The organism is Limosilactobacillus gastricus DSM 16045 (assembly GCF_001434365.1).
Lineage (GTDB): Bacteria > Bacillota > Bacilli > Lactobacillales > Lactobacillaceae > Limosilactobacillus > Limosilactobacillus gastricus.
The window spans coordinates 26,278-41,751 of sequence record NZ_AZFN01000020.1 but is presented as its reverse complement, the minus strand read 5'-3'; the positions used below and the strand labels follow the sequence as shown (position 1 = coordinate 41,751).

At 42.3% G+C, this 15,474-nt stretch carries 16 protein-coding genes; 13 read left to right on the top strand and 3 right to left on the bottom strand.

Annotated elements, in window-relative coordinates:
• Positions 1 to 49: 49 nt before the first annotated feature.
• Positions 50 to 571, bottom strand: coding sequence for a GNAT family N-acetyltransferase (locus FC60_RS07300; RefSeq protein ID WP_056937761.1), 522 nt, complete (start codon positions 569 to 571; stop codon positions 50 to 52).
• Positions 572 to 687: 116 nt separating this feature from the next.
• Between FC60_RS07300 and FC60_RS07295 the strand changes: the two genes are divergently transcribed.
• The 5 genes from FC60_RS07295 to FC60_RS07275 all read left to right on the top strand — a co-directional run bounded on the left by FC60_RS07295 (position 688) and on the right by FC60_RS07275 (position 3,897).
• Positions 688 to 1,392 carry a YjjG family noncanonical pyrimidine nucleotidase gene (locus FC60_RS07295; RefSeq protein WP_056937760.1) on the top strand — a complete coding sequence of 235 codons (705 nt, stop codon included), beginning with the start codon at positions 688 to 690 and terminating at the stop codon, positions 1,390 to 1,392.
• Between the two features lie 47 nt (positions 1,393 to 1,439).
• Positions 1,440 to 1,928, top strand: a complete 489-nt coding sequence (locus FC60_RS07290) for an S-ribosylhomocysteine lyase (protein WP_007122486.1) — start codon at positions 1,440 to 1,442, stop codon at positions 1,926 to 1,928.
• 73 nt (positions 1,929 to 2,001) lie between these two features.
• Positions 2,002 to 2,577 carry a phosphatase PAP2 family protein gene (locus FC60_RS07285; RefSeq protein WP_056937759.1) on the top strand — a complete coding sequence of 192 codons (576 nt, stop codon included), beginning with the start codon at positions 2,002 to 2,004 and terminating at the stop codon, positions 2,575 to 2,577.
• A 10-nt stretch (positions 2,578 to 2,587) separates the two neighbouring features.
• Positions 2,588 to 3,079, top strand: a complete 492-nt coding sequence (locus tag FC60_RS07280) for a hypothetical protein (protein ID WP_056937758.1) — start codon at positions 2,588 to 2,590, stop codon at positions 3,077 to 3,079.
• A gap of 128 nt (positions 3,080 to 3,207) precedes the next feature.
• Positions 3,208 to 3,897 carry an Lreu_0056 family protein gene (locus FC60_RS07275; protein ID WP_082601369.1) on the top strand — a complete coding sequence of 230 codons (690 nt, stop codon included), beginning with the start codon at positions 3,208 to 3,210 and terminating at the stop codon, positions 3,895 to 3,897.
• A gap of 110 nt (positions 3,898 to 4,007) precedes the next feature.
• Here FC60_RS07275 and FC60_RS07270 read toward each other — a convergent pair whose 3' ends face one another.
• Positions 4,008 to 4,982, bottom strand: coding sequence for a serine hydrolase (locus FC60_RS07270; protein WP_156399311.1), 975 nt, complete (start codon positions 4,980 to 4,982; stop codon positions 4,008 to 4,010).
• Positions 4,983 to 5,073: 91 nt separating this feature from the next.
• On the opposite strand from FC60_RS07270, the gene FC60_RS09765 reads away from it, so the two are divergent.
• Positions 5,074 to 5,208 (top strand): hypothetical protein, encoded by a 135-nt coding sequence (locus tag FC60_RS09765; protein WP_268871581.1) that lies wholly within the window; start codon positions 5,074 to 5,076, stop codon positions 5,206 to 5,208.
• Between the two features lie 21 nt (positions 5,209 to 5,229).
• Here FC60_RS09765 and FC60_RS07265 read toward each other — a convergent pair whose 3' ends face one another.
• A complete protein-coding gene (locus FC60_RS07265; protein ID WP_056937756.1) occupies positions 5,230 to 6,705 on the bottom strand; it encodes a sucrose-6-phosphate hydrolase in 1,476 nt (491 codons plus the stop codon).
• A gap of 129 nt (positions 6,706 to 6,834) precedes the next feature.
• On the opposite strand from FC60_RS07265, the gene nagA reads away from it, so the two are divergent.
• From nagA to FC60_RS07230, 7 genes are all read left to right on the top strand, one after another.
• The gene (gene nagA / locus FC60_RS07260) at positions 6,835 to 7,968 is read left to right on the top strand and encodes an N-acetylglucosamine-6-phosphate deacetylase (RefSeq protein ID WP_056937755.1); all 1,134 of its coding nucleotides are present in this window, start codon (positions 6,835 to 6,837) and stop codon (positions 7,966 to 7,968) included.
• 98 nt (positions 7,969 to 8,066) lie between these two features.
• The gene (locus FC60_RS07255) at positions 8,067 to 10,010 is read left to right on the top strand and encodes a sucrose-specific PTS transporter subunit IIBC (protein ID WP_056937754.1); all 1,944 of its coding nucleotides are present in this window, start codon (positions 8,067 to 8,069) and stop codon (positions 10,008 to 10,010) included.
• Between the two features lie 332 nt (positions 10,011 to 10,342).
• Complete coding sequence (locus FC60_RS07250; RefSeq protein ID WP_056937753.1) at positions 10,343 to 10,924, top strand: isocitrate lyase/phosphoenolpyruvate mutase family protein; 582 nt, start codon at positions 10,343 to 10,345, stop codon at positions 10,922 to 10,924.
• A 12-nt stretch (positions 10,925 to 10,936) separates the two neighbouring features.
• A complete protein-coding gene (locus FC60_RS07245) occupies positions 10,937 to 11,842 on the top strand; it encodes an isocitrate lyase/PEP mutase family protein (protein ID WP_056937752.1) in 906 nt (301 codons plus the stop codon).
• 11 nt (positions 11,843 to 11,853) lie between these two features.
• Positions 11,854 to 13,161 carry an MFS transporter gene (locus FC60_RS07240; RefSeq protein ID WP_056937763.1) on the top strand — a complete coding sequence of 436 codons (1,308 nt, stop codon included), beginning with the start codon at positions 11,854 to 11,856 and terminating at the stop codon, positions 13,159 to 13,161.
• A gap of 75 nt (positions 13,162 to 13,236) precedes the next feature.
• The gene (locus tag FC60_RS07235) at positions 13,237 to 13,821 is read left to right on the top strand and encodes a peptidylprolyl isomerase (RefSeq protein ID WP_056937751.1); all 585 of its coding nucleotides are present in this window, start codon (positions 13,237 to 13,239) and stop codon (positions 13,819 to 13,821) included.
• Positions 13,822 to 14,081: 260 nt separating this feature from the next.
• On the top strand, positions 14,082 to 15,470 hold the full coding sequence (locus FC60_RS07230) for a class II fumarate hydratase (RefSeq protein ID WP_056937750.1): 1,389 nt from the start codon (positions 14,082 to 14,084) through the stop codon (positions 15,468 to 15,470).
• The last annotated feature ends 4 nt before the right edge of the window (positions 15,471 to 15,474 follow it).

Genomic DNA, 15,474 nt, shown 5'->3' with positions numbered 1-15,474 from the left:
AGTGTCCAACTTTAAGGGTTCACTTCAGAGGAGCCTTTTCTTAATAGGATTAGTGATTGAGTTCATAGGCGACCCGGCGAGGTTCGATTAGGTCAGTTGGCACCTTAACGTAGCCACGTTGTTGAAAGCCTAATTTAGTGATTAGGTGCTGCATGACGACATTATTAAGACCAGTATCAATCCGATAATCTAAAATACCTTCATTCAGTGATTCTTGGATGAGGAGTTGCATAAATGGCGTCACCAGGTGTTTTCCTTGATGGGATTTTTCCACTGCAATCCGGTGAATCGCTACATAAGGTTGATCATTGATTTTCCAGGACCCATCAATTTTTTCATACGAAGGGTCGGGTCCGATAACCATAGCAGCATAACCAACTACTTGTTCTTGATGAACTAAGACCCAAGCGTGGTGCGCTGCTAAATCGTCGTTGATGGTGGATTGATTAGGATATTCACCCTGCCACTGAGTACTACCCGCCGCCTTTAAAGTTTGGCGGGCATCCTCGATGATGCCCATGATGGTAGCTAAATCAGCTGGTTGAGCTAATCTAATATATGTTTCCGTCATTCGACGACCTCCTTGAATTTTTTAGCTTTTCTATTATAAGAGATTCATTGCAGAAGGTCATTAGTTATGGCTTAAAATTTGATAAAATGTTGATAATATTTTAAGGGACAACCAATATGAAGTACGATAATTTAATTTTTGATTTGGATAATACCTTATTTGATTTCGATGCTGGGGAACACCAAGCACTTACGGAATTATTCCGGCGTCATCAGTGGTCGTTACCCGATGATCGGCGGCAACGCTATTTACAATATAATAAGGGGCTATGGCGGATGACCGAACGTGGAGAACTCACTAAAGATCAGCTCTTTCAAAACCGCTTTAAGGATTTTATTTGGGCGGAATTTGCGATCAAAATCGGCCCCGAAGTTGACCAAGAATACCTAAACTTATTAGCTCATCAAGCTCAATTACTTCCAGGAGCGATGGAAACGCTACGGCTCGCCAAGGAATTAGGATTTGAAATGAATGTGATTACTAATGGGGCTAAGTTGACCCAAGCCCAACGGTTAGAATTGTCAGGGATTAAACCCTATTTCAATACGATCATCATTTCAAGTGAGGTCGGAATTGAAAAACCGGACCCGCAGATTTTTGCGACCCTGTTTGAACAACAGCACTTACAGAAGCAGGGATCCTTAATGATTGTTGATGGGGTGGCTTCGGATTTGACCGGTGCACAACAGTTTGGGATTGACAGTCTTTGGTACAACATTCATCAAGAAACATTGCCAAAGGAGCTGTCGGTGAAGTATCAGGTCATGAATCATGACCAGCTGCAAGCGACCCTGCGGAAAATTGCGAAAAGCAATGCTTAAATGCGGTATAATAAAACATGAATTGAAATTAGAAAGGATCATGCATTATGGCAAAAATTGAAACCGAAGTTGAAAGTTTTGAATTAGATCATACGAAAGTAAAAGCTCCTTATGTGCGATTAATTACCGTGGAAGAAGGGCCAAAGGGCGATAAGATTTCTAACTTTGATCTACGACTGACCCAACCAAACGAAACAGCCATTCCAACGGGTGGTTTGCATACAATTGAACATCTTTTGGCCGGCTTATTACGTGACCGGATGGATGGGGTGATTGATTGTTCACCATTTGGTTGCCGGACTGGTTTCCACTTAATTATGTGGGGCGAACACTCGACAACTGAAGTGGCCAAGGCCTTGAAATCATCATTAGCAGCGATTGCTAATGATATCGAATGGTCAGATGTTCCAGGAACGACCATTGAAAGTTGTGGGAACTATCGGGACCACTCTTTGTTCTCCGCCAAGGAATGGAGTAAAGCGATCTTAGCTCAAGGCATTAGTGATGATCCATTCACGCGGCACGTGGTCGACTAAGCTGAGCTATGAATGATGAACCTCGAAGGATCGTGGTAGCCTCCGGGGTTCTATTATTGAATGAGGAATGCAGATGATAACATGGGTTGTGATCGTCGTTTTATTGGTTGGCTTTTTTACCATGATGATCGGAATTAATCGAGAATGGTGGCGAGGGCTTGACCAATGGGCTTTTTTGCATGTTACTAATCAACAAGATCAACGGTTCTGGCATCAAGTGGCTTTTTGGGGCCAGCCTTGGTTGACGGTAGCCTGGATCATTGCCATTAGTTTATGGTGGTTATTACAGGGGCAATGGCTGTTGACCACCTGGACTTTGGGTGTCCTGGGAATCGCCAATGTAATTGGGATCATTACCAAAAAAGTAGTTAGTCGTACCCGACCAGTGGGTCATTTGCCACATGATGATGATTTTAGCTTTCCCAGTGGACATGTCCTAGGACTAACACTTTTAGTGAACCTATTAATTTTTTATTGGCCATCTTGGTGGGTTGTTTTACTAGCTATCTTGTGGTGGCTGTTGGTGGCCAGCTCACGGTTAGTGTTGCGAGCGCATCATTTATCAGATTTAATCGGAACCCTTTGTTTTGCCCAGGCATGGTTCTTAATCTGTGATAAACTGTTATCATTAGTATGGTTAAAATTTTAAGAGGTACAAGATGGAAGCACAATTAGTCCAATTTCATATCGAACTAAATTATGGAAATATTCAAATGCCCCATGGCCCCCAAGGGATTAACCTAGAATTTTTGGCAGTTGATAAGTATGTTGCCATTAATCAGCAGGGAATTCCGCAATTTAAGGAGGCCTATGGTGAAAAATTAACTGCCATTATCAAAAAATTTGAAGAATTCTGTGGCTTTCAACTTAAACAAGCCCCAGATGTTCATCCAACTCCATCCTTTCACCGCTTAGAGATTTATAATGACTTGTTAAAATACATCGTGAACTTGATTCAGGATCAATTTAACGTGGCGAACGAAATGGAATTGATCGACGTTCACTTAATTGGGGACTTTTCCGTCTACCAGGGAGGGCAAGCGACATCATTGCAAAAAGAGGCTAACCGTCTCCGGGTTGCTTCGATCCAGGCGACCCAGCAACGTTTAATGGCTCTAAAAGCCCAAGCTAATCAAGCGAAGACCAACTAAAAGGAGTTGCCATTCGGCAACTCTTTTTTTAAATGAATTTTGTAATATTGACGCCAAAAATGTGGAAGTTTAAAATAGCGTTGGTATATATTTCTATATATTAATTAGGATTTGATAATCAATATAAAATGGAAATTGGGGATAAGAAGATTATGAAATATTGTCGGAAATGTGGAACGAAACTGGCAGAGGGAGATGCTTTTTGTACCCATTGTGGTGCAGTAGTGAATCCAAGTAAATCTCAATCAACTGGTAAAATAAATGTCGGTCGACGATCAGTAAAAAAATTATGGTGGATTACTGGACTGCTTGTCATTGTAGTAATACTAGCATTAATCCTTTTTGTTCGTGGAAATAAAGGATCCAGTAAGATTAGCCAAAATACCAGCTCCACTGAGATAAGTTCAAGTATTACTAGTAAGACATCAACTAGTTCCGATAAGACTAGTCAAACATCTAGTTCAAGTAGCAGTACAACAACGGCCGTTGATGACAAGACGGTTGGTGTTTTAGTGGCTTTGTTATATAGCCCAGATTGGTTTAAGGAATGGGTGAACCAAGGAGAGATGACGTATGGTGTAGCGAGTTCAGATTTTGGTGACCTCGAAGGTTATAGCTATATAACAGCAGGGGGGACGGCATCTAGCTATATGTACTACAAATTAGATGGCGATACGGTTACCTATAAATACTATCCGAGTGCTGTTGAAAGTATTACTAAAACTGTTTCCTTAGCTCAATTGGAAAAGGATTATTATGTAACCCAGTCGCAAAAGGATGAGGTTAACGGTTACGTTAATAAGTTGAAGACCGAGTAAAAAACGCTAAATTAGGTTAACTAGATACTAGTANTTGAAGACCGAGTAAAAAACGCTAAATTAGGTTAACTAGATACTAGTAAAAAAGAGTTGCCGATCGGCAACTCTTTTTAGTTAAGTTTCTTCATCACATCCGCCGTAGCTTGGGCGTAATCTTCAACCAAGTTTTCACCATTTTCTTGCGTGGCATTGTTATCAGTATAGATAGCAATGACGTAGTTTTGACCATTTGAAAGGGTGACCTGACCAATACTATTAATGATCCATTTAGTTTTGGCATTGTAGTATAGCCAGCCGTTTTTATTGTAATAGGATTTACTACCAGCAGAGATTCCCCAACGCTGGTCGGCTTCCACATTGTACATCAGGTCCTTAATGTAATCTTGAGAATCATCATTTAAATAAGATGATGAGTAAAAGATTTGGCGAAGGACCCGTAATTGGTCGGCTGCTGTAGTAGTGGTAACTCCAAAAGTTTTTCCAGCTTTTGAATTGGTCATTCCTAATTCGGTAAACATTTCTTGGAGCCCGGTACGATTGAGATAATTTTTACCATAAAACATTGAGGCCGCGTCATTATTAGAATTAACGATCATGGCCTCAGCACTACTTTTCTCACTATCAGTTAATTTACCATTTTGATTGTGAAGCACGGCGGCTAAGATATCAACTTTCACCGAACTAGCGGTATAAAATTTATGGTTTTTACTATTGGTGTAACTGTAGGTATTTTTAGTGGTAGGTGAATAGATGGCGATCGAAACACGTTGATTCGGGTTGGCTTTGGCTACTGATCGCCAAGCACGATGTAATTGAACTGATAATGTTAGATTGGTAATCGGCGAAGTGGTCTTTTGACTTGACTGCGATTTAGCACTAGAACTAGTACTAGTACTTGATGCTGTTTGGCTAGTCGAAGAGATGCGTGGCAAAGATGGATTAGTTAATACAAATGCGAGAATTGTTGCGATGACAATAAAAAGACCGCTGATAATATAGGGGAGTCGATGTGGAGTTGCACTCCCCTGAGCGGAATTCCGAGATCGTTCAAAGGGGCTTTTTGGCAAGGTTTTTTCTTCCTTCATTTTAGACTATTAAATTAGTTTATCACGAATATATTTGGACAATGGTAAAATAAGTTTGAAACTTAAATGAATTCCGGTGAGAGGATTGGGCATGAAAAAGAACTGGACACATTTTAAAAGAGTCCTATGGGATAATTTTATGGTACTCATGCAGCTGTTTGCTGGTGAGGATGATTTTATTCGCCAGGGTAGTAAAAAATGGCAACAACGCCAGCAAAAAAAGTGAAGAGCATGCGCTCTTCACTTTTTACATATCTGATAAGGGCCACCAAGTTCCAGTCGCTTGAACAGGATGGTCAAAAGCGAGCAGCTGATTGGCCTGGTTGTTAAAGTAACGCAAGGTCATCACCTTGGCCCCGTCATTAATAAAGACTTCTATGAGGGAATGATCAACGAAAATATCAAGGTTTAAGGCTTGATGGGCTGGTAAATCAACCGTTCGACTAGTTCCGTAGTCGAGGTTTGTTGGTTGATCGGTATGACCTCGATCAATGGTTAATTTTCCAGCTTGCGTATCAAAGTTGATGGCGACGCTCTTAGACAAATCTTCCTTAGCAGCCACATGTAGGGTACCGGTTTGATCGGCTGGTAAGGTAAGGTTTAATTCGAATTGTTGACCAGCTTCAGGATTGATGGTTTCGACTTGACCGTCAATATTTATGGCTTGGTCAGTCTGTCGTAGATCACGGATAGCCGGGACCGGATTTTGATAGAGTTGACCATCATGGTAGTGGAGTTCTTTCACCTGGCTCATACAATTAGCCCAGTTTTGATTATCCGTGGGATATTCTAAATCGGGTAAACCAACCCATGAGATCGCATAAGCTTTCCCATCTGCCGTATTCATGGCCTGAGTAGCGTAAACATCAAAACCATCGTCCAGGTTTTGCATGTGCGCATCTGGATTAATCATAGCCGGGTGATCGTAATCAAAGCTTTCGGCCGTTAAGTACATATCAGGGTAGATATTGTCGTACGGTGCCACTTGGGGGTCTAACCCTTGCGGACAAAAGATCATTACCTGACGACCATCCACGGTGATTAGGTTTGGACATTCAACCATATAACCTAGATCATCTTGTCCCAGGTCAACGTGACCAAGTTCATGCCAGCCGTGTTCAAGCTGATCACTTTCCCAGAGATCGATGTGTCCACGCTTGTTTTCAGCATCTTGAGAACCAATAATGGCATAAAAACGACCATCGTGTTCTAGTAATTGAGGATCCCGAAAATGTTCGGTGATGGTCGATGGATTGACGAATAATGGTTGATCGAATTTCGTGACTTGGTAATTATGGTCCATCCAAGCACCTAGTTGATAGGGGGTCCGAACCCAATCATCATCGCGGTGATTACCAGTATACATAAGGCAGAGCCGTCCATTTACCACCCGAGCAGATCCCGAATAAGCCCCATGACTGTCATATTCAGTATCAGGAGCTAGAGCAAGTCCATGGCTGCGCCAATGAACTAGGTCGGGTGATGTCATGTGCATCCAAGATTTCAAACCATGGGTGGCTCCAAAAGGAAATGACTGGTAAAAAACATGCCATTCCTTGTTAAAGTAGGAGAAACCGTTGGGGTCATTTAATAATCCGGATGTCGGACGAATGTGATATTTCAATTGTTCAGGTGAATTGTCAGCTTGTCGCTGTAATTTTAGAAGTTCTAGAGCGCTATGTTGGTCATAAGGTCGATAGCGCTGTTCACGAGTCCATTCCATGAAAATCCTCCAGTAAATTAAACATTAAATATGATTTAATTTTACTTTTTAACGAATGGATGTGCAAATGGTCTGTTGATAAATAGTGATACAATAAAACATATATAATTTATTTTTTAGGGGACAACAATGCAAACTGTGATTAAAAATGCCCACATTTACACGGGAGCAGAGGAATATCCGAAAGGCTATCTACGCTTTAACCAACGAGTAATTGATGTGGGACCGATGACCGATTTTATACCATCAGAGAATGACCAGACAGTTTTGGATGTCTCTGGACAGGTCATGGTCCCAGGATTTATTGACATTCATTGTCATGGCGGGTATGGGATTGATACTATGGATGCTGATCCCGATCAAATTGATCGGATGGTGAATCAGATGACGGTGAATGAGGGCGTAACCACGGTATTTCCCACAACCGTCACTCAATCGGTGGATCGCTTTGATCGTGCCGTGAAAGCCGTATCACAAGCCGCCTTAAAAAATCCGGTCATTCAGGGGATTCATTTAGAAGGACCGTTCATCAACGAGAAATATAAAGGTGCGCAACCGGCTCCCTTTATGAAAAATCCCGATCCAACCTTGTTAAGACAGTGGCAAAAATTAGCGAACGGGATGGTTAAAATTATTACTTATGCTCCGGAAATGCCGCAAGCGCGAGAATTAGAAAAGGCGTGTTTTGAAGATGAGGTTATTGCTTCGGCTGGGCATACGGATGCAACATACGAGCAAATGCAAAATTCTCAAGCAAGTCATGTGACCCATTTATACAATGCCCAACGGGGGCTACATCATCGTCAACCCGGGGTAACCGGATATGCCCTTTTAAATGATCAGATTACGGGAGAAATCATTGCTGATGGTTTTCACGTCGTGCCCGAGATGGTTAAATTAGCCTACTTAGTGATGGGTGCTAAACGACTGGAGTTGGTGACAGATGCCATGCGAGCCAAAGGATTACCAGATGGTGAATCTGAATTAGGAGGCCAAAAGGTAATTGTTAAAGAGGGTCAGGCCCGCTTAGAAAGTGGTAATTTGGCCGGATCGGTTTTACTCTTTAAGCATGCCTTTAAAAATATTATTGCTTTCACGGGCTGTTCGATTAACGGGGCGGTTCAGATGGCCTCAGTTAATCAAGCACGAGAATTTAATCTACCCCAAAAGGGTATTTTAGAATCTGGTCGTGATGCCGACTTTAATTTGTTAAGTGCGGATTTAGAATTAGCAGCTACCTATAGCTATGGTCAACTTGTTTAACATAAAATATGTTATCCGGTTGACTTTTTTTCGTTAATCGGCAATAATAGTACACAGATAAAACGCTTACATGCGTAAAATAGTAAGGAGAATGTATTATGGACCATAAGCAAGTTGCTGCTGATGTGGTAAAAGCGGTCGGTAAAGATAATATGATTGCCGCTGCTCACTGTGCTACACGGTTGCGGTTAGTATTAAAAGATGAGTCCAAGGTGGATCAAAAAGCCTTGGATGCCAATGATGGAGTTAAAGGGACATTCAGTACCAACGGTCAGTTCCAAATCATCATTGGACCTGGTGATGTTAACAATGTCTACGATTATTTAATTAAGGAAACTGGATTAAAAGAAGTTTCAACTGATGATTTAAAACAAATCGCAGCTAAGAACCAAAAGTTTAACCCAGTGATGGCCTTTATCAAACTCTTATCGGACATTTTCGTCCCGATTATTCCAGCCTTGGTTGCCGGTGGTTTGTTAATGGCTTTAAACAACGTCTTTACTTCGAAGTTTGGTTCTGAATCGATCATTCAGATGTACCCAGCTTTGAAGGGGATTTCATCCATGATTTCGGTCATGTCGGCGGCGCCATATACCTTCCTACCAATTTTGGTTGGGGTATCGGCGGCTAAGCGGTTTGGGGCTAACCAGTACTTGGGGGCCTTTGTCGGAATGATGATGACCATCACCGCTACCAATCCGGATGCCATTAAGGGAATAGCTTACTGGAATTTATTTGGTTTGCACGTTTCATATGCGGCATACACCAGCCAAGTTATTCCAGCATTAGCCGCAGTTTGGCTATTGTCAGTCTTTGAAAAGTGGTTCCACAAGCACTTGCCATCGGCCGTGGACTTTACCTTTACGCCACTGCTATCAGTGCTATTAACTGGTTTCTTGACCTTTATCATTGTCGGACCAGTCATGCGGGAACTTTCTAACTGGTTGACAGATGGAATTGTTTGGGTATACAACACCTTAGGATTTGTCGGAACCGGTATTTTTGGGGCGGTTTACTCGCCAATTGTTTTGACCGGGCTGCACCAAAGTTTCCCAGCCATCGAAACACAATTGGTATTAGCCTTTGCTAACGGTAAAGGTTCTGGTGACTTTATCTTCGTGGTGGCTTCCATGGCCAACGTTGCGCAAGGGGCTGCTACCACAGCGGTTTACTTCTTAACCAAAGATTCCAAGATGAAGGGACTTTCGAGTTCTTCAGCGGTTTCCGCTTTACTTGGGATTACTGAACCAGCTATCTTCGGGGTTAACTTGAAGTTGCGGTTCCCATTCTTCTGTGCCTTAGTTGGATCATGTGTGGCTTCAACTTTAGCCGGATTATTCCACGTTATTGCGGCTTCTATGGGTTCAGCCGGTTTCATTGGATTTATTTCCATCTATCCAAAGTCCATTCCATTCTACTTAATCTGTGAATTAATTAGTTTTGCGATTGCCTTTATCATTACCTACCTTTACGGGAAATCACATATGCAATTAGTTGATGGTGATGTGGTTGCCGGTGCGGATGACAATGCCGCTACGGTAGCTGCAGCTGAAGAAACCACGACAACAGCTCCAAGTGCTGGTGCCGATGTTGTGACAATTGCCAGTCCAGTTTCTGGTCAAGTGGAAGATCTTTCGCAAGTTAACGATGAAGTCTTCTCCCAAAAGATGATGGGGGATGGGGCAGCCGTAGTACCAAGTGATGGGACGATTTATGCTCCAGCTGATGGGACTTTATCAGTAGCATATGCTACCAAGCATGCTTACGGAATTACGGCTGATAACGGGGCCGAAATTTTAATCCACGCTGGGATTGACACGGTTAATCTAGAAGGTCAACACATGGAAAGTTTCGTCGAACAAGGTCAAACCGTTAAGAAGGGTGACAAGCTCGGAACGATTGATCTTGAGGCTGTAAAGGCGGCTGGTTATGACACTACAGTGATGGTTATTTTAACTAACACCGCTAACTACCAAACTGTTTCACGGGATGCTGATGGTGAAGTTACGCATGGTGATGACTTATTCACCGCAGCAAAATAGTTGATAATTAAAGCATTTGATTGACTTTTTAAGAAAGTTAGTTAAATGCTTTTTAATTCATTTTTAATTTTTCTCTTGATTTTATAATTTAATTCTGTATATAATACTCACCAATCAAAGAAAGGAGTTCGACTCATGACGAAAGTTTCCAAATTAGCTCAAACATCTGCGACTGTTGTCGTCGTCTTATTATTATCATGAGTGGACTCTACATTTTATGTCGAGTCCTGTTTGTGTTGATAACGAACAAGGCGACGACGAATAAATTCTCAAGCGTCTTGTTCAATTGAACGAGGCGTTTTTATTTTGCGAAAAGAAAGTGAGAAGTGACGATGACAAAGATTATCAAGAAATTCCATGCTGCTACAGATGTTGATCCACATGCTGAAATTTACTATGTCGACCCAACGGATTTTACGCAACAATTTTTAGGTTCACCAAATGAAGGTTTAATTTCGGGATCAGAATATATTAAGTTTTTTGGCTATCTGCGCCAACAAACTAACCAGCCAATGATTGCGGATGGACAATCAGGATTTGGAAATCCCCTGAACACTTACTTTACCGTCAAGGAATTTGAATATTACGGGGCGGACATTATTACCATCAATGATCAAATTTTTCCTTCATCTACTAACCAGCCCAAGGCTGCTGATAAATATGATTTTGCTGGTCGAATTAAGGCAGCGATTGATGCCCACCAGGCTGCCAGTAGTGAAATTTGGGCGAAGTTCGACTGCTTTGAAGAATATGGTGAAGCAGGCTTAATGGAACGGTTTCAAATGGCAGAGCAATTAGGAATTGATGGAGCAATATTTAACCGGATACCGACGGATACTATCAATAAAATTACGAGCTCCATTAAGATTGCCACAATGAATGGTGACCAGGCCGGTCAGTATCACTTTGAATAGCGAGGTAAGATCATGCGAACATTCGAAAAAGAACGACAAACTTTCAAGCAATTAATTGATGATCCCCAAATTTTAAATATGGTGGTCGTCCCGGATGTCTTAGCGGCCAAGGTCGCCGTGTCGGTTGGTTTTGATGCCCTCTTCATGGCTGGTTATGCGGCCAGCGCTGATTTATTAGGGCAACCAGATCGCGGAATCTTGGATTATGGTCAAGTCTTAGATCAATTACGCCGCATTATTGCCGCAGTTGATGTGCCAGTTTTCGCCGACGCTGATACTGGCTATGGTGACATTGAAAATGTAAAACGGACCGTTCGAGAATTTGAACAGGCCGGGGCAGCCGGTTTATTCATCGAAGATCAGGTCTGGCCAAAACGTTGTGGTCACATGGCAGGTAAGAGCGTTGTTCCAACCGAAGAATTAGTTGCAAAAATCGAAGCCGCGGTTGAGGCACGCCAAAATGATGACTTCTTAATTATGTCTCGGACCGATGCTCGCCAGGTTTATGGACTTGAAGAGGCGATTGCACGGAGTAAAGCTTATCATGAAGCTGGAGCTGACATGGTCTTTGTGGAAGCACCACAAAGTAAAGATGAGTTACGTCAAGTTGTTGCGGCCTTTCCGGACGTCCCTTTGATGGCGAACATGATTGAAGATGGTGATACTCCCCTTTGTACCATTCAAGAACTGGAAGCGATGGGCTACGCCTTAGTAGTTCACCCGAATGCCTTAACTTATGCTGATACTTATGCGGATCGGGAATTGATGACCGAACTATATCAAACTGGTAAGACGGAACATGCCCGGGAGCACATGGTGCAATTTAATGACTTCAATAATTTCGTGAACTTACCAGGCTTAAATCAATTGGAACAAAATTATTCTAAAGAAAGCATGGCCCAGATATTTGAGAAATGAGGTAAAGAATGATGGATCTTAGTGCTGAACAAATAACTATAACTCGCTTGAATAATGCTAAAGAAAGTCCCACCTTTTATAAGGTTTTTACCTTGGTGGGCTTAGGATTAATGATTGATGCGGCCGATGTCTATATGGCTAGTTCAACCAATACAGCTATGATTACCTCCAAATTTGCGACCGAAGCCCAAGGTTCAACCTTTTTGTCGGCAGGTTTTCTGGGTCTCTTTATTGGCTCAATTATTGCTGGTTACTTTGGGGACTACTTTGGTCGCCGCAAAGCCTACCAGGCAAATCTCTTTATTTTTGGAGCAGCTACATTATTAGGTGGCTTTGCTCCCAATATTGCGATTCTGTCGATTTTGCGATTTATTGCGACGATCGGTTTGGGGGCGGAAATTGTGACCGCCTTTGCGACCATTAATGAATTTGCTCCCACTAAACACCGGGGACGGTGGAGTGGTGCGATCTCTGTGATTGGTAATATTGGTTCACCCCTTGGCTTTCTCCTTTGTATGTTGATCATTCCTGATTTTGGCTGGCGGCCACTCTTCTTCATTATTGGGATTGCCGCTTTGATTCTTTGGGCTGTTCGGCGCCACAATTTTCCAGAGTCACCGCGGTGGTTGATTTCCAAAGGACGCCATGAGGAAGCAGAAAAAATAATTGAAGAAATGTCGATTAATGGTTACTATGACCCGATGCAAGCACAGGAAACCAATGGAAAGGAAAGTCGAACTATTCATGTAGGACTGAAACGGGCCTTTATTGTTGGTATCATCGTGGCCATGGCGACAACCGTTTGCCAGTATACCTTCACCAGTTGGGTACCGACGATCTTGGTTAAAGAAGGGGTTGATATTTTCCATTCCTTGATGTACTCCACGGTTATGATGATTGGGGCCCCATTAGGAGCTTTGGTCGGAGCGAGCGTCGTTGATCGGGCTGGTCGGAAGTGGACAATCGGCATCGGTTTCTTGGTCATTGCCATTCTTGGTATTATTTATACCTACCAAAAATCGGATGCGGCCGTAATGATAATTGGTTTTTGCTTGACGATGGCGATGTACGCGATGAATGCAAGTATCCTGTCAGTTTACGTTCCAGAACTTTTCCCGACTAAATATCGGTTCCGTGGCGAAGGGTATGCAGCTGGGGCTGGGAAATTAATGAATGTTTTGATGCCCTACTTTATTGTTTGGCTGATGACGAATTTTGCAACTTCTTACATTTTTTATAGTATTGCAATCTTAGCGATTATTGCTTCAATCGTTACCTTTGCCTTTGGACCAGAGACTAAACAGCGCTACATTCGTTAGATTTAATCGAATAACTGGAATTAAGGCCCGCTCCTTTGATATGATTAAATCATCATAAATAAAGAGGTAAGATTAATGAGTGAATTTCCACAGTTATCATTAGAAGTGGCCAATGGTCCAAAAGCAACCATCAAGACTAATCAGGGGGACATCACAGTTCAATTATTCCCTGAGCAAGCACCCAAGACGGTGAAGAATTTTGTCGAACTAGCCCAACAAGGCTACTATGATGGTGTAATTTTCCATCGGGTGATTCCAGAATTTATGATTCAAGGTGGTGACCCAACCGGGACTGGTACAGGGGGTGAAAGCATTTATGGAGCAGCCTTTGAAGATGAATTTTCCAATGAATTATTCAACTTTAATGGGGCCCTTTCGATGGCTAATGCCGGTCCGAATACCAATGGTAGTCAATTTTTTATCGTTACGAGTACTGAGATGCCTGCATCGATGATCGATCAAATGCGCAATGCTGGCTACCCAGAAGAAGTAGTTAGCCAATACCAACAAGGGGGGACCCCTTGGCTTGATCATCGGCACACAGTGTTTGGACAAGTGATTGATGGGATGGATGTAGCTGTAAAGATTAGTCAGGTTCAACGAGACTATGCTGATAAGCCCGTTGAAGACGTTGTAATGGAAACGATCGAGATCAACTAAATAAATTTAACGGATGGTGAATCATTTTGATTGATCATCCGTTTTTTATAACAGTAAGAAAAAATATTTTTACTTATCAGAAAAAGATTGTGAAAAGGTGAATTAACTATTCGTTAAAGTCACTAGTGACAGTTAAGTCAAGCTTCTCTATAAGTGAATCAATAGCTTTTGTTAGCTTTTGACAATATTATTTAATACAAGCTATTATAAGCACATAGATGTGTAATGCTTCACAAAGTAAAAACCATTGGAGGTTTATCATGGTTGAATATCGTACTGAAGAAGATACTTTAGGTTCAGTTAAGATCCCAGCAGATGCATTATGGGGACCCCAAACGGAACGGAGTCGGCATAATTTCCCAACCGGCCAATACATGCCACTACCAGTAATTCGAGCCTTGCTTAACATTAAGAAGGCAGCAGCCCAAGCTAATTTGGAACTAGCTCAAATTGACGAAGTACGGGGCAACTTAATCATTGAAGCAATCGATAGTTTGCTGGCTTTAGATGATGAAGAATTACGTAAGGACTTCCCGTTAAAGGTTTATCAAACGGGTTCGGGGACGCAAACCAATATGAACACGAATGAAGTCGTCGCTCATAAGGCCCACGAATTAAATCCAGATGTTGAAATCTTACCGAATGACCACGTTAACATGGGACAAAGCTCGAACGATACCTTTCCAACTGCTATGAATATGGCAGCGGTGGATGCGGTCGCAAAGCTTGAAAAAGCTACCCAACATTTAATTGATGAGTTGAAGGTAAAGCAAGATCAATACTGGCGGACAGTTAAGGTAGGGCGGACGCACTTACAAGATGCCACGCCATTAACCTTTGGTCAAGAAGTTTCGGGCTACGTCTCAGCTTTAGAACATGACTTAACTTATTTAGAGAATTTACGACCAACCTTATTAGAATTAGCAATTGGGGGAACGGCCGTGGGGACCGGCTTAAACGCTGCTCCAGGCATGCCCGAAAAGATTGCTGAGAAGGTTTCAGCAGTTTATGGTCACGAATTTACTGCCAAATCTAATAAATTTTACGGTTTGGCCCATCATTCTGGCTTGAACGTTGTGCATGGGGCCATTAAGACCTTAGCAGCTGATGTCTTCAAGATTTCTCAAGATATTCGCTTTTTAGCTTCTGGTCCACGGGCCGGTTATGGCGAATTAAATATTCCGGCCAATGAACCAGGCTCTTCCATTATGCCAGGGAAAGTGAACCCAACTCAGGCCGAGGCAGTTACCATGGCCGCTATGCGGGTCTCTGGTAACGATGTCGTGGTTTCGATGTCGTCATCGCAAGGTAATTTTGAAATGAATGTCTACAAGCCGGTATTAATCGATGCTTTCTTAGAATCAGCTGATTTATTGGCTGGAACGATGACGGGCTTTGCAGACAAGATGATTCATGGTTTAACAGTTAATGAAGAACGGATGGCTGAACTGTTGGATAACTCCTTAATGACGGTTACCGCTCTTTCACCACATATTGGTTATCACGATAGTGCTGTGATTGCCCAAACAGCAGATCGAGAAGGCACTACCTTACGAGAGGCAGCCTTGAAATCAGGAAAGGTAACCGAAGCACAATATGATGAATGGATGGACTACACGAAAATGACCAACATTGATCGGGAAAACTAAGAGG

Excerpts from the sequence above, each read along its gene's own strand:
- FC60_RS07300 (WP_056937761.1), bottom strand. The coding sequence starts at position 571 with ATGACGGAAACATATATTAGATTAGCTCAACCAGCTGATTTAGCTACC.
- FC60_RS07295 (WP_056937760.1), top strand. The coding sequence starts at position 688 with ATGAAGTACGATAATTTAATTTTTGATTTGGATAATACCTTATTTGAT.
- FC60_RS07290 (WP_007122486.1), top strand. The coding sequence starts at position 1,440 with ATGGCAAAAATTGAAACCGAAGTTGAAAGTTTTGAATTAGATCATACG.
- FC60_RS07285 (WP_056937759.1), top strand. The coding sequence starts at position 2,002 with ATGATAACATGGGTTGTGATCGTCGTTTTATTGGTTGGCTTTTTTACC.
- FC60_RS07280 (WP_056937758.1), top strand. The coding sequence starts at position 2,588 with ATGGAAGCACAATTAGTCCAATTTCATATCGAACTAAATTATGGAAAT.
- FC60_RS07275 (WP_082601369.1), top strand. The coding sequence starts at position 3,208 with ATGGAAATTGGGGATAAGAAGATTATGAAATATTGTCGGAAATGTGGA.
- FC60_RS07270 (WP_156399311.1), bottom strand. The coding sequence starts at position 4,982 with ATGAAGGAAGAAAAAACCTTGCCAAAAAGCCCCTTTGAACGATCTCGG.
- FC60_RS09765 (WP_268871581.1), top strand. The coding sequence starts at position 5,074 with ATGAAAAAGAACTGGACACATTTTAAAAGAGTCCTATGGGATAATTTT.
- FC60_RS07265 (WP_056937756.1), bottom strand. The coding sequence starts at position 6,705 with ATGGAATGGACTCGTGAACAGCGCTATCGACCTTATGACCAACATAGC.
- nagA (WP_056937755.1), top strand. The coding sequence starts at position 6,835 with ATGCAAACTGTGATTAAAAATGCCCACATTTACACGGGAGCAGAGGAA.
- FC60_RS07255 (WP_056937754.1), top strand. The coding sequence starts at position 8,067 with ATGGACCATAAGCAAGTTGCTGCTGATGTGGTAAAAGCGGTCGGTAAA.
- FC60_RS07250 (WP_056937753.1), top strand. The coding sequence starts at position 10,343 with ATGACAAAGATTATCAAGAAATTCCATGCTGCTACAGATGTTGATCCA.
- FC60_RS07245 (WP_056937752.1), top strand. The coding sequence starts at position 10,937 with ATGCGAACATTCGAAAAAGAACGACAAACTTTCAAGCAATTAATTGAT.
- FC60_RS07240 (WP_056937763.1), top strand. The coding sequence starts at position 11,854 with ATGGATCTTAGTGCTGAACAAATAACTATAACTCGCTTGAATAATGCT.
- FC60_RS07235 (WP_056937751.1), top strand. The coding sequence starts at position 13,237 with ATGAGTGAATTTCCACAGTTATCATTAGAAGTGGCCAATGGTCCAAAA.
- FC60_RS07230 (WP_056937750.1), top strand. The coding sequence starts at position 14,082 with ATGGTTGAATATCGTACTGAAGAAGATACTTTAGGTTCAGTTAAGATC.